This window comes from Nocardia sp. NPDC050717, from assembly GCF_040654275.1.
GTDB lineage: Bacteria > Actinomycetota > Actinomycetes > Mycobacteriales > Mycobacteriaceae > Nocardia.
The window spans coordinates 17,324-39,995 of sequence record NZ_JBFAHR010000006.1 but is presented as its reverse complement, the minus strand read 5'-3'; the positions used below and the strand labels follow the sequence as shown (position 1 = coordinate 39,995).

The 22,672-nt window shown below is 67.2% G+C and carries 28 protein-coding genes; 18 read left to right on the top strand and 10 right to left on the bottom strand.

What is annotated here, in order from left to right; all coding sequences use genetic code 11:
* The first annotated feature begins 8 nt into the window (after nucleotides 1-8).
* From AB0H56_RS14425 to AB0H56_RS14385, 9 genes are all read left to right on the top strand, one after another.
* Nucleotides 9-1,064, top strand: a complete 1,056-nt coding sequence (locus AB0H56_RS14425; RefSeq protein WP_357162237.1) for a hypothetical protein — start codon at nucleotides 9-11, stop codon at nucleotides 1,062-1,064.
* Between the two features lie 6 nt (nucleotides 1,065-1,070).
* A complete protein-coding gene (locus AB0H56_RS14420; RefSeq protein WP_357162234.1) occupies nucleotides 1,071-2,147 on the top strand; it encodes a hypothetical protein in 1,077 nt (358 codons plus the stop codon).
* Nucleotides 2,144-3,175 carry a hypothetical protein gene (locus AB0H56_RS14415; RefSeq protein ID WP_357162231.1) on the top strand — a complete coding sequence of 344 codons (1,032 nt, stop codon included), beginning with the start codon at nucleotides 2,144-2,146 and terminating at the stop codon, nucleotides 3,173-3,175. Before AB0H56_RS14420 ends, AB0H56_RS14415 begins: the two co-directional genes overlap by 4 nt.
* A 95-nt stretch (nucleotides 3,176-3,270) precedes the next feature.
* Nucleotides 3,271-4,497 (top strand): hypothetical protein, encoded by a 1,227-nt coding sequence (locus AB0H56_RS14410; RefSeq protein ID WP_357162228.1) that lies wholly within the window; start codon nucleotides 3,271-3,273, stop codon nucleotides 4,495-4,497.
* A complete protein-coding gene (locus tag AB0H56_RS14405; protein WP_357162225.1) occupies nucleotides 4,497-4,742 on the top strand; it encodes a hypothetical protein in 246 nt (81 codons plus the stop codon). Before AB0H56_RS14410 ends, AB0H56_RS14405 begins: the two co-directional genes overlap by 1 nt.
* Before the next feature lie 3 nt (nucleotides 4,743-4,745).
* Nucleotides 4,746-5,180 (top strand): hypothetical protein, encoded by a 435-nt coding sequence (locus AB0H56_RS14400; RefSeq protein ID WP_357162222.1) that lies wholly within the window; start codon nucleotides 4,746-4,748, stop codon nucleotides 5,178-5,180.
* Nucleotides 5,181-5,259: 79 nt separating this feature from the next.
* Nucleotides 5,260-5,724 (top strand): phosphopantetheine-binding protein, encoded by a 465-nt coding sequence (locus AB0H56_RS14395; protein WP_357162219.1) that lies wholly within the window; start codon nucleotides 5,260-5,262, stop codon nucleotides 5,722-5,724.
* 52 nt (nucleotides 5,725-5,776) lie between these two features.
* The gene (locus AB0H56_RS14390; protein WP_357162217.1) at nucleotides 5,777-6,220 is read left to right on the top strand and encodes a helix-turn-helix domain-containing protein; all 444 of its coding nucleotides are present in this window, start codon (nucleotides 5,777-5,779) and stop codon (nucleotides 6,218-6,220) included.
* Nucleotides 6,217-6,582, top strand: a complete 366-nt coding sequence (locus AB0H56_RS14385) for a HepT-like ribonuclease domain-containing protein (protein WP_357162214.1) — start codon at nucleotides 6,217-6,219, stop codon at nucleotides 6,580-6,582. The genes AB0H56_RS14390 and AB0H56_RS14385 overlap by 4 nt, the downstream gene beginning before the upstream one ends.
* Here AB0H56_RS14385 and AB0H56_RS14380 read toward each other — a convergent pair.
* Nucleotides 6,579-7,160 carry a cysteine hydrolase family protein gene (locus tag AB0H56_RS14380; RefSeq protein ID WP_357162211.1) on the bottom strand — a complete coding sequence of 194 codons (582 nt, stop codon included), beginning with the start codon at nucleotides 7,158-7,160 and terminating at the stop codon, nucleotides 6,579-6,581. The two genes, AB0H56_RS14385 and AB0H56_RS14380, sit on opposite strands and share 4 nt — an antisense overlap.
* 87 nt (nucleotides 7,161-7,247) lie before the next feature.
* On the opposite strand from AB0H56_RS14380, the gene AB0H56_RS14375 reads away from it, so the two are divergent.
* Complete coding sequence (locus AB0H56_RS14375) at nucleotides 7,248-8,213, top strand: helix-turn-helix domain-containing protein (protein WP_357162209.1); 966 nt, start codon at nucleotides 7,248-7,250, stop codon at nucleotides 8,211-8,213.
* Between the two features lie 224 nt (nucleotides 8,214-8,437).
* Here AB0H56_RS14375 and AB0H56_RS14370 read toward each other — a convergent pair whose 3' ends face one another.
* From AB0H56_RS14370 to AB0H56_RS14355, 4 genes are all read right to left on the bottom strand, one after another.
* Entirely contained in the window at nucleotides 8,438-9,151 is a 714-nt protein-coding gene (locus tag AB0H56_RS14370; protein WP_357162206.1) for a helix-turn-helix domain-containing protein, read from the bottom strand.
* Between the two features lie 86 nt (nucleotides 9,152-9,237).
* Nucleotides 9,238-10,317 (bottom strand): HigA family addiction module antitoxin, encoded by a 1,080-nt coding sequence (locus AB0H56_RS14365; protein WP_357162203.1) that lies wholly within the window; start codon nucleotides 10,315-10,317, stop codon nucleotides 9,238-9,240.
* A gap of 25 nt (nucleotides 10,318-10,342) precedes the next feature.
* Nucleotides 10,343-10,642, bottom strand: a complete 300-nt coding sequence (locus AB0H56_RS14360; protein ID WP_357162200.1) for a type II toxin-antitoxin system RelE/ParE family toxin — start codon at nucleotides 10,640-10,642, stop codon at nucleotides 10,343-10,345.
* Between the two features lie 157 nt (nucleotides 10,643-10,799).
* A complete protein-coding gene (locus AB0H56_RS14355; protein ID WP_280299313.1) occupies nucleotides 10,800-12,635 on the bottom strand; it encodes an acyl-CoA dehydrogenase in 1,836 nt (611 codons plus the stop codon).
* Between the two features lie 202 nt (nucleotides 12,636-12,837).
* On the opposite strand from AB0H56_RS14355, the gene AB0H56_RS14350 reads away from it, so the two are divergent.
* Together AB0H56_RS14350 and AB0H56_RS14345 are read left to right on the top strand one after the other, a co-directional pair.
* The gene (locus AB0H56_RS14350) at nucleotides 12,838-13,431 is read left to right on the top strand and encodes an alpha/beta family hydrolase (protein ID WP_357162197.1); all 594 of its coding nucleotides are present in this window, start codon (nucleotides 12,838-12,840) and stop codon (nucleotides 13,429-13,431) included.
* A gap of 35 nt (nucleotides 13,432-13,466) precedes the next feature.
* Entirely contained in the window at nucleotides 13,467-13,931 is a 465-nt protein-coding gene (locus tag AB0H56_RS14345; protein ID WP_357162194.1) for a flavodoxin family protein, read from the top strand.
* Here AB0H56_RS14345 and AB0H56_RS14340 read toward each other — a convergent pair.
* The 3 genes from AB0H56_RS14340 to AB0H56_RS14330 form a co-directional block, all read right to left on the bottom strand.
* Nucleotides 13,911-14,600 carry a class I SAM-dependent methyltransferase gene (locus AB0H56_RS14340; protein ID WP_357162191.1) on the bottom strand — a complete coding sequence of 230 codons (690 nt, stop codon included), beginning with the start codon at nucleotides 14,598-14,600 and terminating at the stop codon, nucleotides 13,911-13,913. The genes AB0H56_RS14345 and AB0H56_RS14340 overlap by 21 nt on opposite strands.
* A gap of 24 nt (nucleotides 14,601-14,624) precedes the next feature.
* Nucleotides 14,625-15,731: a DUF4185 domain-containing protein gene (locus tag AB0H56_RS14335; RefSeq protein ID WP_357162188.1), complete on the bottom strand. Its 1,107-nt coding sequence runs from the start codon at nucleotides 15,729-15,731 to the stop codon at nucleotides 14,625-14,627.
* A 168-nt stretch (nucleotides 15,732-15,899) separates the two neighbouring features.
* Nucleotides 15,900-16,649 (bottom strand): crotonase/enoyl-CoA hydratase family protein, encoded by a 750-nt coding sequence (locus AB0H56_RS14330; protein WP_357162185.1) that lies wholly within the window; start codon nucleotides 16,647-16,649, stop codon nucleotides 15,900-15,902.
* 127 nt (nucleotides 16,650-16,776) lie between these two features.
* Here AB0H56_RS14330 and AB0H56_RS14325 point away from each other — a divergent pair, with 127 nt between their 5' ends.
* The 5 genes from AB0H56_RS14325 (at nucleotide 16,777) to AB0H56_RS14305 (ending at nucleotide 20,786) form a co-directional block, all read left to right on the top strand.
* Nucleotides 16,777-17,091, top strand: coding sequence for a hypothetical protein (locus AB0H56_RS14325; RefSeq protein WP_357162182.1), 315 nt, complete (start codon nucleotides 16,777-16,779; stop codon nucleotides 17,089-17,091).
* Between the two features lie 91 nt (nucleotides 17,092-17,182).
* On the top strand, nucleotides 17,183-18,298 hold the full coding sequence (gene sfnG / locus AB0H56_RS14320) for a dimethylsulfone monooxygenase SfnG (RefSeq protein ID WP_357162179.1): 1,116 nt from the start codon (nucleotides 17,183-17,185) through the stop codon (nucleotides 18,296-18,298).
* Nucleotides 18,298-19,764 carry an acyl-CoA dehydrogenase family protein gene (locus AB0H56_RS14315; protein WP_357162176.1) on the top strand — a complete coding sequence of 489 codons (1,467 nt, stop codon included), beginning with the start codon at nucleotides 18,298-18,300 and terminating at the stop codon, nucleotides 19,762-19,764. Before sfnG ends, AB0H56_RS14315 begins: the two co-directional genes overlap by 1 nt.
* A 16-nt stretch (nucleotides 19,765-19,780) precedes the next feature.
* Nucleotides 19,781-20,296 (top strand): NAD(P)H-dependent oxidoreductase, encoded by a 516-nt coding sequence (locus tag AB0H56_RS14310; RefSeq protein ID WP_357162173.1) that lies wholly within the window; start codon nucleotides 19,781-19,783, stop codon nucleotides 20,294-20,296.
* On the top strand, nucleotides 20,289-20,786 hold the full coding sequence (locus tag AB0H56_RS14305) for a flavin reductase family protein (protein WP_357162170.1): 498 nt from the start codon (nucleotides 20,289-20,291) through the stop codon (nucleotides 20,784-20,786). The genes AB0H56_RS14310 and AB0H56_RS14305 overlap by 8 nt, the downstream gene beginning before the upstream one ends.
* 5 nt (nucleotides 20,787-20,791) lie before the next feature.
* Here AB0H56_RS14305 and AB0H56_RS14300 read toward each other — a convergent pair whose 3' ends face one another.
* Nucleotides 20,792-21,244 carry a hypothetical protein gene (locus AB0H56_RS14300; protein ID WP_357162167.1) on the bottom strand — a complete coding sequence of 151 codons (453 nt, stop codon included), beginning with the start codon at nucleotides 21,242-21,244 and terminating at the stop codon, nucleotides 20,792-20,794.
* Nucleotides 21,245-21,364: 120 nt separating this feature from the next.
* Between AB0H56_RS14300 and AB0H56_RS14295 the strand changes: the two genes are divergently transcribed.
* Entirely contained in the window at nucleotides 21,365-21,565 is a 201-nt protein-coding gene (locus AB0H56_RS14295; RefSeq protein WP_357162164.1) for a hypothetical protein, read from the top strand.
* Nucleotides 21,566-21,571: 6 nt separating this feature from the next.
* On the opposite strand, the gene AB0H56_RS14290 is transcribed toward AB0H56_RS14295, so the two are convergent.
* On the bottom strand, nucleotides 21,572-22,603 hold the full coding sequence (locus AB0H56_RS14290; protein WP_357162161.1) for a hypothetical protein: 1,032 nt from the start codon (nucleotides 22,601-22,603) through the stop codon (nucleotides 21,572-21,574).
* Between the last annotated feature and the right edge of the window lie 69 nt (nucleotides 22,604-22,672).

The following is a 22,672-nucleotide window of genomic DNA, read 5'->3' as shown; positions in this document are numbered from 1 at the left end:
AGTATTCAATGGGAGACATCAGTTTTCCCGCGCGACTGCGTGCCTATCGGCAGCCGGATATCGACGGGCTGCCGCTGCTGACCGCGGAGGTCGAGCTGGCGCCCGAGATGGCGGAGCTGCCGCTACCCGGCGGCCCGGCGGGTGTGGCGGGATCAGCAGGACGGCCGCGCACGTCGTTTCGCAAAATGGGCGTGTTGGCGGACAGCGCAGCGCGACCGTCAAGCCTCGGCCCCGAGGACCGGGGTAAATGGTGGCACCGCCTCGATGACAACGGGATGGATGTGTGGATCGGCAAGGGCTGGGTGCACTCGGTCGATGCCGTAGGACCGGCCGGCCCCACCGCGGCTGCCAACGTCCTCACCGTCCTGGAAACAGTAAACGAACCGGCCTTGACAGAGCCCGCACTGGAGCTCGTCGGAACTTCCGCGGAGCAGGAGATTCGTGCCACGGTGCCCGCTGGTTTGCGGGGGCCGGTCGGCCCGCCTGGTGATTCGGGGACGATCACCGAGGCAGAGGATTACGAGGAAGCGAACGGTCCGAGCCACGGCGGTGTTTTCGCCTATGACCGCGCGTCCCGGCGCTTTCGGTCGGTTCCGGCGCCCTTGGGGGCTGGTCCGTGGGGCTGGTACCAGGAAGATTTCGCCGAGGAACAGATCGTCGCGGCGAGCAGGGTCGGTGGTGGCACGTTCACCATTCCGGCCCAGCCGTTCCGGTGGCGTCCGCACGTGTACGGGCATATCTATGTGCACTCGAACACGACCAGCCAGGCTGCGGAACTGACGGTTCGCCTCGGCAGTTCACAGGGTCCGATCGTCGCAACCGGGACGGCCTTCGCGGTCGGGTCCCCAGGAGCGTGGATGTACGTGCCGGTTTTCCCGTGCCTGCGGGACGGCACCACTGCCCGGGTGCTCTCGCCGACCTCCGATTTTGCGACCGTACCAGCCGGTCAGCCAGGAAGCCTGGTCGTTTCGGTCGAGCGGATCGGCACCGGGCCCAGTTCCGACAAGATCGGAATCAGCCCGACGCGTGCCTCGCTCATCGCCTTCGCCGAGCCCACGGAATGAGTTGAAATGACTTCGGTAGGAAACTATTTCGACGCGACGGTGATCCGGGCGCTGGACGAGGGGATCGGTGCGCCCGGCCTCGTCCAGGCGCTCCATGGAACACCGCGCGACGGCAGTCTCGAACTGGCGACCGGCGCCGTCGGACCACAGGGCCCGGAAGGTGAGCCGGCCAGGCCGTTTCGTTGGGAAGGCGATATCGCCGACCAGGCGGCGCTGACAGCGCTGGTCGAGAAGTTGGGCAGAGCCCACGCCGGCAAGGCATGGCGGGTCGTGTCGACGGGTGCGCTCGCGTACTGGAACGGGACGGGTTTGGACACCTTCCCCGAGGCGTTCGGTGCCCTCGGCCCGGATGGTGAGTCGTGTTCCGTTTCGATCGGAAGCGTGACCACGGGTCCGGTTGGTTCGGACCTGCAAGTGACCGTCAGCGGCGCGGCGCCCGATCTGGTACTGGATATCGTCGTGCCACGCGGGGTCAAAGGCCTGAAAGGGCCCGACGGCGGGCCCGGCCCGATCCGTCAGGCCGAGGACTATGCCGACGGCGCGCACCCCGACAAGGCCGTTCCTGTGTGGAGCGCCACGACCGGCAAATGGTCGGGGCAACCCTATCCGGGTCTGCGTGGGCCCTGGACCATCGTCGGGGACCGGGCATGGGACGGCGGTCCCGGGTTCGCACCTTCGCAGTCGGGGGTATCGGCCGCCTCGATCGTGGTGGCTCAGTTGCAGGTCCCCGCGCAGGACTGCGCGTGGCGACCCATGATCACCGGTGGTGTCGTCGTTCGGCCGATCGAAGGCTCCAGCGAGTTCACCACGCGGATCGACGCCGAGGTCCGGATCGGATCCGCATCGGGGCAGATCGTTGCTCTCGGTAGCGGTTTCGTCACGGGCGTCCACACGAGGGCGCGGTTTCAACCGCATCTGGCTGCCCGGAACGTCACTCCTGGTAGCACGGTGGGCGTCATTCCGGCAGGTCAGGCGGTCACCTTGTTCGTCGTTGTGCGCCGCGGCGCGGGCTCGGCGAACTACGACTACCAGATGGCCGACGCGCAGATCGTGTGCACGGCCCGACCCGTGGGGGTGCTGTGAACAACGAGGATGTGACCACCGCGTACGACCAGGATGTCATGATCACCATGCGTGGGGTGGCCGACTCGGTCGGGCTGCCCTACACGGTGAATCCGGTCGAGGTCGTCGACCGTGAGGTCCTGATCGAACTGCGCGAAGGCCCCGCCGGAGTCGCTGGGCCTGAGGGCGCGGCGGCATGGCCGTGGACGTGGCAGGGCGATATCGCCGACGCTGCGGCATTGGCCGGCCTCGGGTTGACCACCGCTGATGCGCGCAAGGCTTGGCGTGTGGTGGCCGAGAACGCGATCTACTACTGGACCGGCACCGAATTCATCGCCTTCGCCGACGCCTTCCGTCGCCCGGGGCGCCGGGGTCCGGTGAATATGCTGACAGGCATCGGGCTTGCCGGCGCGACCGCTTCGGCCAGGGTTATCGGCTCGGCGCCGAATCAACAGCTGGAGATCACCTTTCCCCGTGGCGAGCAGGGTGAGCAGGGAGACCCTGGCGCTGCGGGACGAATCGCGGATGCCTCCGATGTCTCGGTCACTGCGGAGAATCCGCTCGGCCAGGGGTATGTGCTCGGTTTCGACGCCGCCACCGAGAAGTTCCGGCCGATCCCTTCGCCGCGCCTGCGGGGCCCGTGGACGATCGGCAACAATCAGTTTCTGACCGCGCAGAATCTGAAGGAAGACCCGAAAGTGCTGGCGGCGATCACGATTCCGGCGCAGCCTACGACCTGGCGGCCGTGGATCGAAGGCGCTGTGGGGGTTTCTTCCAGTTCTCCGACACGCTGCGACGTGACCGTACGTATCGGCGCGCCCGACGGTGAGGTGGTTGCCCAGGGGTGGGGACATTGGGAGGCGCGGATGGCCCATGTCCTGATCTCGCCGGGATTCGACTACCCCGTCAAGCCTGGGGCGCCTTTCGGCACCGTTCCGGCCAACCAGACCGTCACCTTGTACGTCGTGGCGTCTCGCGCGGCGGGTAGCGGCAGCTACACGGTGAACGGCAACTACTCCCATCTGCAGGTTCGTGCGCTGCCGGCCTGATACGGCCCCGCCACCCACCATTCGAAAGGTATTGAGCCATGGCTGATCTGCCCCCGCTCGAGTACGGCAAGGTCGTCGGGCGATTCCTCGCCAACGTGATCGACGGCCCCGACCTCGGTGACTTGCCCGAGTTCCCGCCGCTCAGCGGCACCATCACGTTCATCGCCGAGGCACCCAAGATCCTGGTTCGCAACGCGCAGCCGGCGCCCGCGACGTATGTCCAGCTACCGCAGCACTACGAATGCCAGCTCGACGAGTTCGGTTATCTGACGTGGCGCGGCAAGCGCGGTGTGCGTCTGGTTGCGCCCGGTCCGGCTACGAACCCGGCGGAGTGGACCTGGCGGGTTTCGTTCGACCTCTCCTACGACGGCGAGCGAATCCCGCTGGATCCATTCAGCTTCCACGTGACCAAGTATCTCGCCGGACCCGATCCGGAAAACCCCGACCTGGGCTCCACCGGCCTGGTCGATCTGACACTCGCGGCACCGGTGCCTGCCTCGGCGGGCAATGCTGTTGTCGTCGGCCCGCCGGGCCACGGGATTCAGATCGACGGCCAGGCTGAAACGTATGCGCAGCTACCGGCGTCGCCGCCGGATGGCAGCCAGTACATCGTCAAATCCGATGGCCTGCTCTACCTCTACCGGACCGTAGGCGGTTGGACACCGAACGGTCAGGGCGTCGTCGTGCGGGGTCCGGCCGGCACGACATTGTGGAGCGGCATCTCGGGCAAGCCCGTGACGTTCCCCCCGATCATCGGTGACACGGCGACGACCGCCGTCGCCGGTGACGATCCGCGCCTGACCAACGCCCGTACACCTACTTCGCATACCCACCCGATCGGCCAGCTGACCGGGACCAGTGCAACGGTCGGCACCCTGCTGGCCGCCGCCGATGACGGTGCGGTTCGCGCCGCGATCCACGCGGTCGCCGACACCGACCCTCGGCTGACGAACGCGCGCACACCCACGGCGGCAGGTCAGGCCTACGACATCGCCTTCAAGTCGCACATGGGAGTTCGCGCTGTCGGAGCGGGAAACACTGTCCCGGAGGGTATTCGGATCGAGCGTGCGATCACCGTGTCGAAGGTGACCTACCGCGGCGAGACGGCGGGCACCGGCAATCTCGTCGTCGAACTGAGGAAGAACGGCGTTGCCGTCCCGGGCACCGCGGCCACGGTCCCTGCGGCGAACCACGCGGTCGACACCAGCGTCACCGGTTCATGGAGTTTCGCAGCCGGCGACCGGGTGGTCGTGCAGATCACCACTGCGGACAGTCCGGCGGGCCGTGGCCTGCAGGCGAGCCTCGCCGGGGTGACCGCGTAATGCCGACGATGATCATCGGCGGGCCCATCCTGGTGTGGGAGCCCCTTGAATCTCAGCCGGAGCCGGAAAGCCCCGATGGGACCCCCTACTGGAAGAGCCCGGCATCCGGCTATCCGGGAGCGATCGTCGAACCGCCGACGGATCCCGAGCCTGTTACGGAGACGCCGACCCAGTCGGATCCCGAGCCGGAGACTCCGATCGAGCCCGGGCCGGGGGAAACCTCCGATCCGACCGGCGAGGAGTAGACCATGCCACACATCTTCGCGGGCGCCGGCGCTGTCCTGCCGTCGGGCATGACCAAGAACGGCAACAGTCCGATGGGCGCCACGAACACCTGGGCAGCCGTCCCTGGTTGGCTCGCCGACACGGCGAACTACCCAGGTTCGGTGGTCTCCGGAGACGGATTGCGTCCGCAGTCGAGCGATGCCGCGGCCAACCTCTCCGCCGCGGTGGCCTTCGCCGGTGGGACGGTCTCCGGCAACTATCAGGCAAGGCTCCTCGTCGCCGGCACCGTGGTGGCCACCAGCGCGGTGGTGGCAGGGACCAGCGGCACGATGACAGTGACTGGGACCGCGCCCGTGAGCACCGGTGACACTGTGACGCTCGAGGTCTTCACCAGCGTGCAGGGAACCTGGCAGGCGACGGTTTCCGGTGGTGCGGGAACCTACGTACGAATCACCTGACCTGCGTCAGCGAGAGAGCCCAACCTTCCCAAGAAGGTTGGGCTCTTCTTGCGTTCACCACGTACCGAGCGGGCCAATTGTGCTTGCCGTCTTGCATGGTGCCCGCGGCGATCGTCGTGCTCGACGAGGTTCCGTTGACCCCCGTCGGCAAGCTCGATCGTGCCGCCATACTCGAACCGGTACTGCGACCGTGTTCGAAGAGGCGCTGGGCGTGAACGAGATCGGCGCCGACGACGACTTCCTCACCCTCGGCGGAAACTCGTTGCTGGCCACGCAGGTGGTGAGCCTGCTCCGGGAAAGGACGCAGATGCCGCTGACAGTCGCCGACTTCTTCGGTGAAGCCTCCGTCAGCGGGTTGGCTCGGCGTATCGACTCGTTCGACACCGCCGGATCGTCGGAGGTCGACGCGATGAGTGTGATCCTTCCGATGAAGACGACGGGTGTCGAGAACTGGAGTTTGCCGGGGGACCACGACGGCATGCTGAACGGATCAGCGCTGCTCGATATCGGCGAAGTTGTCGGTGGTGCCCTGGTCGAACCGTGAGCATGCGTAACCGATCTTGGCCGAGCGATATATCATCCGATATCATCGGAGCATGGAAACCGTGCGTGACCTGCGCCGCGCCGCCGGTCTGACCCAGGCTGAGCTGGCGCAGCGATCCGGTGTCGCTCAGTCCAACATTGCCGCTTATGAGAGCGGGACCCGGCGGCCTTCGCCGACGATGTTGAGCCGGCTGAGGGACGCGGCCAAGCCACGCCCCTCTCGTGTGATCGCCGAACACCGGGATCAGATCATCGCACTGGCCTTGCGGCACAAGGCGAACCGTGTGCGTGTCTTCGGATCGGTGTCGCGTGGTGACGATGTCTCGGGCAGTGACATCGACCTGCTCGTGCGGTTCGACGCCGATGCGGATCTGCTCGACATGGCCGAATTGATGCTCGACTTGGAGGAGCTCACCGGCCTCCATGTCGATCTGGTGTCCGAAGGTGGTCTTCCCGAGGGGCCGCATCCGATTCGGGACGAGGCCAAGCCGCTGTGAGCGGCCGGGATACCGGCGAACGCACAGCCAGAAGTCTGCGAGACTTTCTCGCCTTCAGCGAGATGGGGGCGAGAATCGTCAGCGGCGGCAGGTCCGCTTACGACTCCGACGAGATCACCAGGCTCGCAGCTGAGGCAGTGCTGCACCGGTTGGGTGAATCGGTTGCCCGGCTGCCTGAGGAGTTCATCGCCGCGCACCCCGAGGTTTCGTGGCGCGGCGTCAAGGCCACAAGGAACCTGGTCGCGCACAATTACGATGCCGTCGACCACAACATCCTCTGGAACCTCCTCGCGAACCGGCTGCCCGCCGAAGCCGCAGCCGTCCGCGAGATTCTCGCCGGACTTGAATCTGCCGAAGGTTAGGCGCTCAGGTCAGAAGTTGTCGGTACGACGACTGCGTAGAGGTCGGTGAGGGTGGCCAAGGCGCCGGCGTGGAGTTGGTCGGCGGGGACGTTGCCGAGGGGGCGAGTGGCGCAGGCGTCGGCGACGACGGTGGGTTTGTTGCCGCGGAGGAAGGCGCCTTCGGTGGTGAAGGTGACGCACATGTGGGTCATGAAGCCGGCGATGATGACGTTGTCGTTGCCCGCGGCGTCGACGAGGTCGCCGAGGTCGGTGCCGACGAAAGCGTTGGGGACGGTTTTGACGACGATCTTCTCGTCGGCGGTGGGGGCCACCTTGGGGTGGATCTGGCCGATGTCGGCGCGGATGTCGTAGGGGGTGCCCTCCCCGCCGTCGTTGATGACGTGGATGACCGTCGCGCCCGCGGCCCTGGCCTTGCCGAGGAGTTCGGCGGCGGCGTCGAGGGCGGGGGACCAGCCGGTCAGCTCCATGACGCCCCGGGTGTAGGTGTTCTGGTAGTCGACCAGGATGAGGGTGGAGTCGGACAGGGTGGCGGGGGTTTCGTCGAAGCCGTTGAGCTCGCGGAGGGTCGTCGAAGTCATGGGATTCACGCTATGGACCGGCGGGGATGTCGGCAATGTCATGTAACCTGCAGATTCGGACATGGAGGTGGGATGACGGATCGGCTCGTGGTGATCGTGCTGTTCGACCAGGTCGATCTGCTCGACGTGACCGGACCGCCCGAGGTCTTCTCGCTGTTGCAGCGGGAGATGGACGAGCCGACCGGTTATCAGGTGGTGCTGGCCGCGGAAACGGTGGAGCCGATCACCACGTCGGCGGGGGTTCGGGTGCTGCCGGATGTGACCTTCGAGGAGCTGGCGGGGCGGCGGATCGATACGGTGGTCGTCCCCGGATCGGTGACGACCGATAGCTATCGTCGGGTGCGCGCGGTGGTCGATCCCGCGGTGGTCGACGCGGTGACGGTGCTCGCGCGGGGCGCGCGCAGGGTGGCGTCGGTCTGCGTCGGCGCGCACATCCTCGCCGCCGCCGGACTGCTCGACGGCAAGCGGGCGACCACGCACTGGTCCACGGCCAAGCAGCTCGCGGCCGAGCACCCGGCGGTCGAGGTGGATGCCGATCCGATCTACATCCGGGACGAAAACGTCTGGACCGGAGCGGGTCTCACCGCCTGTCTCGATCTGACCCTGGCGCTGGTCGCGGACGATTTCGGTGACGAACTGGCGTTGCGGGTGGCGCGCCAGTTGGTGATGTATCTCAAAAGACCCAGTGGCCAAAGCCAATTCAGTGTGTCGTTGGAACCGGTGTCGACCACGCGGCGCATCGACGAGCTGCGGCACTACATCACGCGCAATATCGCCAATCCGCTCACGGTGACCGAGCTGGCCGAGCGGGCCCATGTCAGCGAACGCCAGCTCACCCGGGTGTTCCGCACCGAGCTGGGGATGACGCCCGCGGCCTATATCGAGTCGGCGCGCGTGGAGGTCGCGCGGCATCGGCTGGAGGCCGGTGACGAGACCTTGCAGCGGATCGCCGTGGCGTGCGGCTTCAATACCGTCGACACCCTGACCCGCGCGTTCCGGCGCACCCTCGACACCACGCCGAACGAATACCGGAAGCGCTTCCGTATCAGCTGAACTCAACGGTGTGCGCTACCAGGGCGAAGAGGCGTCACATCGTGTTTGCCGCACGTTAATCCGAATGGTGTGTTCCGTAATTCCTCCGTGATAGGAACTGTGGGCCCCCAACAAGGAGATAGAGAATGTTCGAGTCCCTGACTTACCTGCTGAGCATGCTGGCCACCGGTTCGGCCGCCGCCTGAGTCGCCGGGCGCCCGCCGTGAACGCGGCGGGCGCCCGTTTCAGCGGGAGGGGATGAGCCGGTACAGCCACCAGGGGCGGGTGGGGAAGGCCGGATCGTAGATACGCAGCAGCATGCGGCGCTCGATGCCGGTGCTGCGTTCGCGCACCCGCAGATGCCGGCGCGCGACATCCTGGGGGCGAACTTCGCTGGTCCACACCGGATCCCAGTCCGGTGATGTCCCGCAGGAGTCGGTGATCTCGGTGACCCGCTTCGACGGAGCCAGGGGCGACAGCATGCGGAAGGCGTGCACCAGCAGCTGCGCCTCGGTGGTCCAATCGAGGAAGACCTTCTTGGCCGCCGGGTCCAGGAACATCCATTCGAGCATGTTCACGCCGGCGCCGAGACCGGGAAACATGCGCTGGTAGTCGGAGTTCGCGGCGAGGATGTCCATGGTGGGGAAGCGCTGGAAGCACGCCGGGTGGGTGAGGCTGGCCAGGTCGGTGAGATCGTCGGCCGAGGGTGTGGGCGCGGACGAACCGCTATCGACCGCAGGCAGCCCGAGTACCAGGATGTGCTTGCGATACCAGAGCGGCACGTTCAGCGAATCGAAAAGTCGTTGCAGCATGGGCTGATTCGGTATCAGCGCACCCGATTCGATCTGCCCGATCAGCAACGGCGCCATCTGCGCGCGCACAGCGAGCTCGGACCGCGCAAGCCCGGCCGCCATCCGCCGCTCACGCAGATACACACTGAGCGCGGTACTCTCACCCATCCCTACCCCCGAGGTGTCTCGACCCCGACTGACGGTTGACCTTCAGAATACGCGGCCGATCGATCACCCCGCGATGAATGCAGGTCTCACCAGGCGGCGAGCAACCCTCGGACATTGGGGGTGAGGTCACGCATGTGTGTCCACGGCAGAATTCGCTGATGCTGGAGACGGCCGACGATCAGTGCCGGATGTACGCCCATGGCCTCCGCGCGCGCGACCACCGCTCGCTTCGATATCGGGGCGGTGAGACCGATCTGTTCCGGCAGTGCCCACCGCACGGCCTGGCGATCAGCGGACCGCTCGGTTTCGTTCTCCGCCGCGGCGCAGACGTCGGTGTCGAGGGTGATGCCATTGTCCAAGTGGCCGAGGTGTAGATGTGCCAGTTCGTGCAGGAGGGTGAACACGATGCTGTCCAATCGCTGAATGCGGCCTGACAGGCCGATCACCGGCACGCCGACATCATCGATGTAGGCACCACCGTCGATCTTGCCCGAGTTGAACGCCTGGACGTACACCAGTCGGATTCCGTTGTCCGAGAACAGTCCGGGCAGGGTTGCCAGTGCTCCGGGATCGCGCAAGCGGCGAACGGTCTCGGTCGCGAGCGCCGCCACATCACCCACTTCGCGAATCACGCTGGATCTGCGCCTCGACTCATGTCGGACGCAGGCGATCCACGCGAGTTGTGGCGGTGAGATCGGCGCGTCCTCCACGGACCGGCGTGCGGCGAACTCGAGCATCGGCTGTTCGGCGATGTTTGCGATTTCCAAGAGATCGCATACTGCCGATTCTTCGGCGTCGAGATCGGCTCCGGTCGGGATGATGCCACGTTTGCGCAGCTCGGGCATCGGTACGAGCTGGGACAGCCTCGCACGTCTCGCGACTGCCGTCGCCCGCACCGGTGCATCCGTTCGCGCCAGCTTCCACAGCCGATACGTACTCTGCAGGCGAAGCCAGGTCGCGGCCTCGGTACCGGTCGCGGCAGCGATCTCGATCGCTGTTTCGGGTGTGATCTCCTTGTGCCCGTTGAGGATCTCGGACACCGCCTGCTGCGGTCGCCCGAGTATCTCGGCGAACTCGGTGACGGTCCAGCCGCGCGCCTCGATCTCATCACGCAGGTATTCGCCCGCGGGGAACGCCTGCGCGGGCAGCCCAGCATTCTCACTCATGTTCCAGGCCTCCCCTCACGGCGGATCAGTGGTAGTCGCACAGTTCGAGGATCAGTACCGTGCGTCCGGTCTCGTCGGTGGTGAATCGGAGAATCAGTCGCCACTGCCGTGTCAGTCGGATCGAGTAGTCGCCTTGTCGATCGCCCTTCAGTTTCTCCAGGTTCAACGAGCGGAAGTTGCGTAGTTCAACCTCACTCGTCGCTGCTTGCAGCAGTTGCACCTTCTTCCGGAAGGCTTTGACGGCCTCCGGGTCGAGTCCGTTGATCCGGAACTTCTCGTCTTCGTAGAGGGACCGAAGTGAGTCTTTCGCGAACACGAGCCGCACCCCGTTCCCCCTCCATCACCCTACAGGTGATGGCGACTATACAGAAGCCGTTCGTACGGGCGAAACCGAATCGTCACCAGCGACGACGTGGCATTCGAACGACGAACGGCCCGGAGTCGAAACTCCGGGCCGTTCGGGTGGATCAGACGATCAAGCCTCAGAAGGCGGCTTCGTCCAGTTCCATGATGTCGTTGTCCAGGTTGGCGAGGATCGCGCGGGTGGCGGTCAGCTCGGGCAGGACGTTGCGGGCGAAGAACTGGGCCGAGGCGACCTTGCCGGTGTAGAAGGCGACGTCGGAGCCGGTGGCGCCGTTGTCCAGGGCCGCGAGGGCGACCTCGGCCTGCTGCAGCAGCTGCCAGCCGATGAACAGGTCACCGACGGCCATCAGGAAGCGGACCGAACCCAGGCCGACCTTGTACAGCTCGGTCGGCTGCTCCTGGGCGCCCATCAGGTGGCCGGTCAGGGTGGCGGCCATGGTCTGGACGTCCTCGAGCGCGGTGGCGAGCAGCTTGCGCTCACCCTTGATGCGCTCGTTGGCGGAGTCGGCGTCGATGAACTTCTGGATCTGGCCTGCCACGTGGGCCAGGGCCACACCGCGATCGCGGGCGATCTTGCGGAAGAAGAAGTCCTGCGCCTGGATGGCGGTGGTGCCTTCGTACAGCGAGTCGATCTTCGCGTCGCGGATGTACTGCTCGATCGGGTAGTCCTGCAGGAAGCCGGAGCCACCGAAGGTCTGCAGCGAATCGGTCAGGTACTGGTAGGCGCGCTCGGAGCCGACACCCTTGACGATCGGGAGCAGCAGGTCGTTCACGCGGAACGCGACGTCCTTGTCGGCACCCGAGACCGCGGCGGCGATCTCTTCGTTCTGGTGGGCGGCGGTGTAGAGGTAGATCGCGCGCAGGCCCTCGGCGTAGGCCTTCTGCATGGCCAGCGAGCGACGCACATCCGGGTGGTGGGTGATGGTGACGCGCGGCGCGGTCTTGTCGGTCATCTGGGTCAGGTCGGCGCCCTGGACGCGGGTCTTGGCGTACTCCAGCGCGTTCAGGTAACCGGTCGACAGGGTCGCGATGGCCTTGGTGCCGACCATCATGCGGGCGTTCTCGATGACGTCGAACATCTGCGCGATGCCGTTGTGCACCTCGCCGACCAGCCAGCCCTTGGCGGGCACACCGTGGCCGCCGAAGGTGACCTCACAGGTGGCCGAGGCCTTGATGCCCATCTTGTGCTCGACGTTGGTGACGAACACGCCGTTGCGGTCACCCAGGGTGTCGGTCTCGAAGTCGAAGTGGGTCTTCGGCACGTAGAACAGCGACAGGCCCTTGGTGCCCGGTCCCGCGCCCTCGGGGCGGGCCAGCACCAGGTGCATGATGTTCTCGAACATGTCGTCGGAGTCACCCGAGGTGATGAAGCGCTTCACGCCCTCGATGTGCCAGGAGCCGTCCTCCTGCTTGATCGCCTTGGTGCGGCCGGCGCCGACGTCGGAGCCCGCGTCGGGCTCGGTCAGCACCATGGTGGCGCCCCAGTTGCGGTCGGCGATCTTCTGCGCCCACTTCTTCTGCTCGTCGGTGCCGTTGTTGTAGAACACCTGGGCGAAGCCGGCGCCGGCGGCGTACATCTGGATCGGCGGGTTGGCGCCGAGCACCATCTCGGCCAGCGCCCAGCCGACCACGGACGGGGCACCGAGGCCACCGAGCTCCTCGCGCAGCGGCACCTTGACCCACTCGCCGTCCTCGAGCGCCTTGTAGGACTTCTTGAAGGACTCGGGGATGGTGACGGTGTGGGTGTTCGGGTCGAACACGGGCGGGTTGCGGTCCGCGTCGGCGAACGACTCGGCCAGCGGGCCCTCGGCCAGGCGGCGGACCTCGGACAGCATCTCCTTGACCGTGTCGGCGTCCAGGTCGCCGAAGGCGCCGGAATCCAGGACACTGCCGATGCCGAGGACCTCGAAGAGGTTGAACTCGAGGTCGCGAACGTTTGCCTTGTAGTGGCCCATGTGAGTACTCACTCTCCGTTGAGTTCTGGTGCGGTCGGTTGTGCGCCGTTCCCGCCCGTCGTGACGTCCACCGGGTAGCCTTTCCGGTTTTCCGCATGCTACTCGCGGGTAACTTATGGACCATATTACCGGTGAGTAAGCGACTCGGCAAAGGGGGTCGCGAGCAATGTGACCGGAAAAACACGCGGGGCTACGGTGGGGTATGCGCATCGAGACGAGTGCGGGACCCGCGGAGATCGAGCTCGACGAGGCCGCCGACCCGGCCTTCCTGCTGGTGATCACCCACGGCGCCGGTGGTGGTGTCGAGGCGAAAGACATTCTGGTGGTGCGTGATTCGGCGGTCGAGGCGGGCGGTTCGGTGGCCCGTGTCGTGCAGCCCTATCGCGTCGCCGGGCGGCGCGCGCCGGGGTCGGCGGACAAGCAGGACGAGGCCTGGATCGAGATCGTCGCGGCGCTGCGGGAGCGCTTCGGAGACCTGCCGATCGTCCAGGGGGGTCGCAGCAACGGAGCCAGGGTGGCGTGTCGCACGGCCGTGGCAGTCGGCGCGCGCGGGGTGATCGCGCTGTCGTTCCCGTTGCATCCGCCGGGGAAACCGGAGAAGAGCAGGCGCGATGAGCTGCTGGCCCCGGGCGACATCGAGGTGGTGGTGATCAACGGCGGCAGCGACCCGTTCGGCGTGCCCGATGCCGCCGACGCTGCCGAGGTGAAGGTCATCCCGAAGCAGGCGCACTCGTTCCGCACGGGCTTCGACGTGATCGCCGCGACTGTTGCCCCCTGGTTCACCCGCTGGCGATAGGCTGCGACGGACACCGAGACAGGCAGGGGGCCTTCGTGAAGGCGATCATCGTGTGTACGTCCAGCTCGCACGGCAACACCAGGAAGGTCGCCGACGTGATCGGTGACGTCCTCGGGGCGAAGGTGGTCGATCCGGGGGAGATCAGCCCGTTCGAGCTCGCCGAATACGACCTCGTCGGCTTCGGGTCGGGCGTGTACTTCATGGCGCTTGACAAGCGGCTGCGCGCCTTCGTCGACGCGGTGCCGGAGGGGCAGGGGCGCGAGGCCTTCGTGTTCGCGACCAGCGGCATGTCGGAGCCGTCGTTCCGGCCCTACCTGCGCAATCTCGGCGACCAGCTCACCGGCAAGGGCTACGAGCTGGTCGGCGGTTTCGCCTGCCGCGGCCTGGACACGATGGGCCCGCTCGCGCTGATCGGCGGGCTGAACAAGGGCCGCCCGAACGCCGAGGACCTCGCCTCGGCGCGCGGTTTCGCCGAGCAGCTACGCGCTCGGTTCGACTGACTCCGCCACGGCCCGCTCGGCGACGACCAGCGCGTCGATCGCGTCCGCGCCCTCGGTCGGGCGCAGCACCATGTCGGCCACGCGGACGGTGAGATGCGCGCCCGCCTCGCCCAATTCGGCGCGGATGTCCTCGGGCGTGAACAGGATGGCCGGATCCTGCGGACCGCCGTAGCCGTCGGTGATGTTGCGGGTGTCGTGGCCGAGCACGAGCAGCATGCCGCCGGGGGAGACCATGGCGGCGAGTTCGCGCAGCAGGGCGCCGCGCTGCTCGGCGGGCAGGTGCACGAACACCATGAGGATCAGTTCGTACGGGCCGGTGATGCCTGCCGCGGGCAGGTCGGTGATGTCGGCGCAGCGCCAGTCGACGCGGGAACGGACCGAGCGAGAGAGGCGCGCGGCGACCGTACGGCCCTTGTCGATGCCCACCTGGGAGAAGTCGACGGCGTCGACCTGCCAGCCGTGCGTGGCCAGCCACAGTGCGTGCCTGCCCTCGCCGCAGGCCAGGTCGAGTGCGCGCGGCAGCGGCGGCGGGGTGCCGCCCGGCTCGTCGGCGACCAGCGGAACCCGACGATCGAGCCCGTACACGTACTCGACGACCGTGCTGTTGGGCGGTGCGCCCCAAACCAACTCGCTCTGCGCGTATCGGGCATCCCACTCCGCCGCATCCATGGGATGCAGTCTATGGGGGCGTGGTTACAGCCGGGTGCGCATCAGGACGACGTTGTACTGGCTGTGGATCGTGGTCATGAAGTAGAGATCACGCCCGGTCTGGTACGGGAAGATCGATGGCGCGTAGGCGGTCGGCAGTTCACGGGCGTCGATCAGCACCTCGGGCGCGCTCCACGGGCCCTCAGGGGAGGAGGCGCGGCGCATGACGACCGAGTTGAACGGGTCGGTGGTCAGCGAGATGAACTGCCCGAGGTACTCGTTGTACATCACCGACAGCTCGCCGACGCCGCCCATGATCGGGGCCGCCGCGTTCACGTCGTTGAGCTTCCAGCCGCTGCCGTCCCAGTACTCGTAGGCGCCCAGGTTCTCGATCTCGTGCTCGGGCACGCGGGCGACGAAGGCGGCGTTGTCGCGGCCGGCGCGGGTGCCGTACTCGTAGACGAAGCCGCCGTCCTTCAGGAAGGCGTTCATCTGGAAGTTGCTGTTGCCGCCCTCGTCGGGGCGGCGGGTGTGGCCGAGATCGGCCCAGGTCTCGCCGTTGTCGGCGGACGCGGCCAGGCCCGAGTAGCTGGTGGTCCACTCGCCCGGCGCGTCCCAGGTCTTCACCGACATCAGCGACATGTACTGCACGCCGTTGGCGGAGATGCCCGCCGTCGGGATGCGGCTGATCTCCAGGAACGGGATCTTCGGGCTCGGGATGAGATCGCGCGCCTGGCCGATCACATCGCGCACCACGCTGTCGAAGAAGATGCCGCCCGCGGGATCCTTGGTGTGGCTGCGGACCAGGATGTTGGACCGCCACGCCCAGGTGCTGCCGGCCAGCAGGTTGGGGAAGCCGATGCCCGCGGTGTCGCCGAACGCCGTCAGCATCTCGCCGCGGCCGTTGTCCCACATGATGCCGAGGTCGGTGCCGAGGACGTTGTAGTTCTGCGTGTTGTTCGGGCTGGCCATGCCCGTCACCTGGAAGACGGCCTGCGTGCGGCCGTGCAGGGCGGGCAATCCGTGGGTGCCGTTGAGCACCGGGATCGGGTTGATCGCGTTGGGATTCGCCGCGGCGGGCAGCGCTCCGCTCACCAGCATGGCCGTGGCACCGGCGAGGGCGGCCAGCAGGATGGAACCGGTCTTCTTCACGGTCGTGGGAGCCTCCGGGTCGCGCCGAAATGGTTCGCGCCGCAGGGGTGCCTGTGTCGCGTACCACATTTCAGCTGGTGAGCGAATCCCAGCGATGCTAACAGGCTATCGATCCGAAATGGGGTACCTCGATTTGTGAGTCGACACCACGATGCTCGGAGTTGGCTGTCAGCCGCGCCCGCCCAGTGCCTTACGCAGCAGCAACGGAATCTGGGCGGCGCGCTCGGCGGCGAAGGTGGCGCGGGAGCGGCGGTGCCAGGAGGAGTCGAACAGGCGCTTGGCGGCGGCCACCGCGCGCGGATCGCGGGCGGTGACGCGGTCGGCCAGCGCCTCGGCGGCGGTAAGCGGATCGTCGGCGACGCTCGTGACGAGGCCGATCTTCTCGGCGTACGCGGCGTCGACGGGGTCGGCCGTCATCGTCAGCAGCAGGGCCTGGTCGATGCCGATGAGCTGCGACAATGTCGCTGCGCCCGACATGTCCGGAATCAGGCCGTGGGCGGCCTCCATCACCGAGAACTCCGCCGTCGGCGCGGCGATACGGAAGTCGGCGGCCAGCGCGAGCTGGAGTCCACCGCCGTAGCAGCGGCCGTGGACGGCGGCGATCACGGGGACGTCGAGACGGCGCCAGGCCCAGCAGGCTTCCTGGAAGGTGTTTGTGCCGCGCCACGGTCGCGGCAGGAATTCGCGCACGATAGCCAGTGGGTCGCGGGTGGCGGCCGCGATGTCGAGACCGCTGCTGAAACTCGGCCCGTTTCCGCTCAGGATGACAGCGCGGGTGCCCTTGTGCGCGGCCACTTCCCGGGCCGCGGCGACCAGATCGCGCAGCATTTCCAGGCTCAGCCCGTTGTGTTTGCCCGGCCGATTCACTGTGACATATGCGCGATCGCTCTCGAAGCGCACCGTGATGTTGTCTCCCATATCCGTATCTTACTCGCGAGTCAGTTCGCGGGACGCGTGGTTCGGTCTGGCCACATGCACGGTTCGTGCGGCATGATCCAGCACGGCTGTGCGTCGGCCGATGCGCAGCGATCGAGAGGACTAGCGAGTGCGGATCTGTCTGATCGCCGCGGCACTGATCGCCGCGCCGATGTTGTCGGCGTGCGGTGGCGACGAAGCGCCGGCGGTTACCCAGGCTGAACTGTCGAAGTCACTGCAGGACAAGGGTTTGTCGAACCCCCAGCTCGCCGACTGCGCGGCGCAGGTGTTCCTCGACTCGGGGATGTCGCAGGACGGATTGCGGGTGATGGTGTCAAACGCCCAGTCCGGTGATCCGGCGAAACTGCTCGGCGAGGACGACGCCGCCAAGGTGAGCGCGGCCCAGTCCAAGATCGCCGCGGATTGCGTGCGCCTGGGCAGCTGACGCGCCCGCGTATCGATCGCGCCGATTCAAACTCTCGTCGGGCTCCGGCGACGGTGTTGCACTGGGAACACCGTCGCCGAGAGGAGCCACCATGACCACGGAGAGAATCGCCGATCAGGTCTCGTTCGCGTACTGGGTCCCCAATGTCAGCGGTGGGCTCGTGACCAGCGAGATCGAGCAGCGCACCGGCTGGGATTTCGAGTACAACCGCAAGCTCGCGCAGACCGCGGAGCGCAATGGGTTCGACTACGCGCTGTCCCAGGTGCGCTACACCGCGTCCTACGGCGCGGAGTACCAGCACGAGTCGACCTCGTTCAGCCTCGCGCTGCTCGGAGCGACCGAGCGGCTCAAGGTGATCGCGGCGGTGCATCCGGGGCTGTGGCATCCGGCGGTGCTGGCGAAGTTCGGCGCCACCGCCGACCATCTGTCGGGTGGCCGGTTCGCGATCAATGTGGTGTCGGGCTGGTTCGCGGGCGAGTTCCAGGCCCTCGGTGAGCCGTGGCTCGAGCACGACGAGCGCTACCGGCGCAGCGCCGAATTCCTCGAGGTGATCCGCAAGATCTGGACCGAGGACGCCGTGAACTACGGCGGCGACTTCTACCGCATCCGCGACTTCACCCTCAAGCCCAAGCCGCTCAACACCCCCGAACGGCCGAATCCCGAACTGTTCCAGGGCGGTAACTCCACCGCCGCCCGCCGCAACGGCGGCCGCTACGCCGACTGGTACTTCTCCAACGGCAAGGACTTCGACGGCGTCACCGAGCAGCTCGACGACCTGCGCGAAGTGGCCAGGGCCAACGATCGCGAGGTGAAGTTCGGGCTCAACGGGTTCATCATCGCCCGCGACACCGAGAAGGAAGCCCGCGACACCCTGCGCGAGATCGTCGAGAAGGCGAACAAGCCTGCCGTGCAAGGATTCCGCGACGCGGTGCAGCAGGCGGGCGCCTCCACCAGCGACCGCAAGGGGATGTGGGCCGACTCGACCTTCGAGGATCTGGTCCAGTACAACGACGGTTTCCGCACCGGGCTCATCGGCACGCCCGAACAGATCGCCGAGCGGATCGTCGCCTACCGCGCCCTCGGTGTCGACCTGATCCTGGCCGGGTTCCTGCACTTCCAGGAGGAGATCGAGTACTTCGGCGCGAAGGTGCTGCCGCTGGTGCGTGAGCTGGAGGCCGCCTCGACTCCGGTCGCGGCGGGACGCTGATGACGGTGGTGACCGCCGAGCGGATCACCACGGCGGCACAGGCTTTGGCGGTCGCGGCCGAACTGGCGGCCGAATTCGCCACCGGCGCCGCAGAGCGCGATCGGGCACGGCGGCTGCCGCACGAGGAGCTCGATCAGCTCTCGGCCAGTGGGCTGCTCGCGATCACCGTGCCCGCGGCGTTCGGCGGGGCGGATCTGCCGCCGAGTGTCGTGGCCGAGGTGGTCCGGATTCTGGCGACCGGAGACCCCAATATCGCGCAGGTGCCGCACAGCCACTTCGTGTACCTGAACCTGTTGCGGCTGGCGGGAACTCCCGCGCAGCAGCACGAGTACTTCGGGCGGGTGCTGGCAGGTGCGCGGATCGCCAACGCGCAGTCGGAGCGGGGTGGGGCGACCGTCGCCGACATCGCGACGGTGCTGCGGCCGGTGCGGCATCAGGTTGTCGACGGGCCACGGAGATTCGTCGTCGACGGGACCAAGTACTACTGCACGGGCTCGCTGTTCGCCGATATTCTCGCCGTGCTGACGAGACTGGATGATCCACTCGCGGTGTCCGGTCTGGAGCCCGGGGAGTACGTGGCCTTCGTGCCGGCGCTGGCTTCCGGTGTCCGCATCATCGACGACTGGGATGCTTTGGGTCAGCGCACTACCGGTAGTGGCACGGTTGAATTCGATGGGGTCCAGGTCGATTCACAGAATCTGGTCGCGCGGGCGGCCGCGGTGAACGCGCCCACGGGCTACGGCGCGTTCGCGCAGTTGCTGCACGCCGCCATCGACGCGGGTATCGCGCGCGGTGCGCTCGACGCGGCGGCCGAGTTCACGCGGACCCACAGCAGGCCGTGGTTCGAGGCGGAGGTTTCCCGGGCGGTCGATGATCCGCTGCTCGTGCAGCGGTTCGGGGAGCTGGCCGTGTCGGTGGGCGCCGCGGAGGCGGCGCTGGTTGTCGCGGGGGCAGCGGTGGACGCGACTATCGGCGTGCCCGCCGTGGTGCGGGGGAAATCGAACGGTGGAGCGGCAGTGGGCAACGGCTCGGAGCCGGAGGTCCTGCGCGGCAGTCATGCCGAGGGCTCGGTTGGGGCACCCGCGTCCGCCGTCTCGGCCGGTGCGGGGAAAGGGCTCGTGAACCCATCCGATGGCGTGGCCGGCGCGCTGACAGCCGATGGATCGGATTCGGTCGTGGTGCACGCGGGTTCGGCCGTGGGCATCGGATCCGACCGTAGCGAGGTGGGCCGGGCGTCGATCGCCGTCGCGACGGCGAAGATCCTGGCGGATCGGGCGGCCAACGAGGTGTCGGCGGCGATCTTCGAGACCGGTGGGACGCGCAGTGCCGCGGCCGCGCATCGGCTCGACCACTTCTGGCGCAACGCGCGCACGCACACCCTGCACGATCCCGTGCGCTGGAAGTACCAGCACATCGGGCGGGCCGTGCTGCGGGACCAGGCGCCGCCGTCGCACGGCGTGATCTGAGAGTGAGGACTTGGCAGTGACTGTGACCGTTGTGGTCGGAAATCCGAAACCGGCCTCGCGCACCCTGGACGCGGCCGTGCGGGTCGCCCGCGCGCTGCGACCCGACGCCGAGCCCGAGGTGATCGACCTCGTCACCCTCGGGCCCGGCCTGCTCGGCTGGGGAGATCCCGCAGTGGCCGCGGCCGCGCAGACCGTATCCGCCTCGGAGTTGGTCGTTTTCGCAAGTCCGACCTTCAAGGCCACCTACACCGGGCTGCTCAAACTGTTCCTCGAGCAGTTCGACGGCGGCACGGGCCTGGCCGGTGTCGTCACCGTCCCGGTGATGCTCGGGGCAGGTCCGACGCACGCCCTGGCGCCGGATCTGCTGCTCAAACCGGTCCTGGTGGAAATCGGCGGGACCGCGGCGCTCCCGGGCCTCTACCTCGCCGATCGAAGTTTCGCCGAAGACGGTGTCATCGAGGCGTACGCGCAACGGTGGGCGCCGGTCGTGGCAGCACTGACGAACCACGTCGTGGAGACGAATCATGCATGAGCTCTTGGACTTTCCCGCCGACGGCGGTGGCCTACGCCGCGCCTTCGCCAACTTCCCCAGCGGCGTCGTCGCGGTTTGCGCCGAGATCGACGGCACGCCGCACGGGCTGGCGGTGAGCACCTTCGTGCCAGTCTCCCTCGACCCGCCGCTGGTCTCGTTCTGCGTCCAGAACTCGTCCTCGACCTGGCCGAAGCTGGCCGGCGCTGGTCACCTCGGGCTCAGCCTGCTCGGGACCGACCAGCAGGCCGCGGCCAAGGCGCTCGGGGCGCGCAACGGTGACCGTTTTCGTGAGACCGCCCTACATCGAGGGACCGGTGAGGCCGTGTTCATCGACGGCGCCACGGCATGGATCGAAGGGGTTCCCGAGACGCATGTTCCCGCCGGCGATCACCTGGTGGTGTTGCTTCGCGTCCACCGCATCGCGGCGCGAGAGGACATCGATCCACTTGTCTTCCACGCCAGCAAGTTCCGCACGTTGCACACCGGCTGATCGCGCTAGGGGGTCGGGTCGAGTTCGTCGATCGCGCGCGTCAGGCGGGCCGCCACCTCGCTGTCGTGGTGCACCGACAGGGCCTGGTTGACGATCAGCCAATCCTCGATGTCGGCACCGCTGACGTATTTGCGGAAACAGTTGTAGATCGCGTAGTAGCCGAGTTCGACCGAATCGGGGAAGGTCAGATCGTCGTCCTGCAGCGCGGTGATGGGCTCGAGATACCGGCGGTCGACATCCGCGAGATTCACCCCGGCTCGTGCCGCGCGCAGGGCGTCGGCCGGGAGCTCGATGTCGACGGTGTGCCGCATTCCGACGACCGAGTCGCGGTAGCGCAGCGCGGCGGGCTCGTCCTGGACGTAGGTGTTCCAGGTGCGCAGGGCGTCTTCGCACAGGGCTAGGTGAACCAGTCGCCGGCTGTCGGCTCCCAGCTGGAAGAAGGGGTGCGTCGAAGCCATGGGCGATTCTAACGAGAAACCGGTCGCGCTCGGCCCCATGGCAACAGACCGACACAGAGGGCTCGTTGACCCAGGTATTCGGGGCAGCCGAAATCGTCGGCGCAACTCTACGATTCGGTCATGATCAACCTGACCAGGACACTCCGCGCCGGAGTTGCCGCCCTCGCCGTCGCCACGGGACTTCTCCTCGCCGCGGGCCCCGCCACCGCGGAAACCCCCGGCACGGGGAGCAGCACGCTCGGCACCGGTTCCGCCCAGGACCTCATCGAGGCCTTCGCCTGCGCCGTGGGCGCCATGTCCTGCCCGATCGTCATTCCCTAGTAACGGTCAGAACCCCGCGCGTACGAGGAATGTCTCGGCGTCCTGCACGGTGACCAAACCGCTCACCTGCAGCCACAAGCCGGTCCGGCGGTCGAGGTACTCCATTCGGTTTCCGAGGCCGGACGAGTCGGAAGGGCTCGGGCTCGGACGGAACACCGCGAAGCGGGTGCTGTCATCCAGGAACGTGGTGCTCCCGTAGCGCATCTTGTCGGCATAGGCGGTGGCCTTCACCTTCGCGACCTTGAAAATGCCTGCCAGCCCATCGTGCGCGGACAAGCCGGCGACCAATGGGCTGCCCTTCGGCAGGTAACAGGTGCCGATGCTGTAAATGTCGTGCTGATTGACATCCTCCGGTTCACAACGCTGGATCGCTGCTCGTAGAGTCCCGGGCATCGCCGCCGTCATGGCCTCGATATGACGGGAGCGAGTCGCTGAAGCAGACGCGGCCGCCGCCTGCGAGGGCGACGGCTCCGATGAGTCGGACCGGTCATCGAGGAGGACCACCACACCGACGACCACCGCCGTGGCGACGCACAGCCACGCGAGGATCGCGGTGACAACGACCGCGCGCTTGCTGCGGGTCGCACCGGAATCGCCTGTTGGCGTGGGTGCGTCAGGCGCGGACGGCGTTGGGGCGGAAGGCGTTTGTACCGAGGCGGTTGGGGCTGTGGGCGTCGGCGCTGAGGGCGTCGGGATCGTCCCTGTCCCGTGTGGTTCGCGCCGGCAACCCGAGCGCCGGAACCTGATTTCGATTAGCGCCCCGGCGAGCAGACTCACCCCGATCACCGTGAGCCCGATGGTGAGCGTGGTCCCGGCACTGTCCTTGTTCGCGCGCTGCCGCTCGAGTTTCTCCTGATAGGTATAGGAGTCGACCGTCGAACCATTGCGCGTGATGTCGCACTGGTCGCCGAGGGACATGATCTTCCCGTCGCACGTCGGAACCGCGTCAGGGTCAGAAGTCAGGCCCCCGATCCCGACGACAGTCGCCGCCCCGCCGACCAAGAACGCGATCGCCGCGATCCCGAGCAGCAATTTCATCCCGGCAGAACGCGATCTCCCCACCCGTGTCATGGCATGGACCCTAGAGCTCGGCCCTTCGTTTGGCGA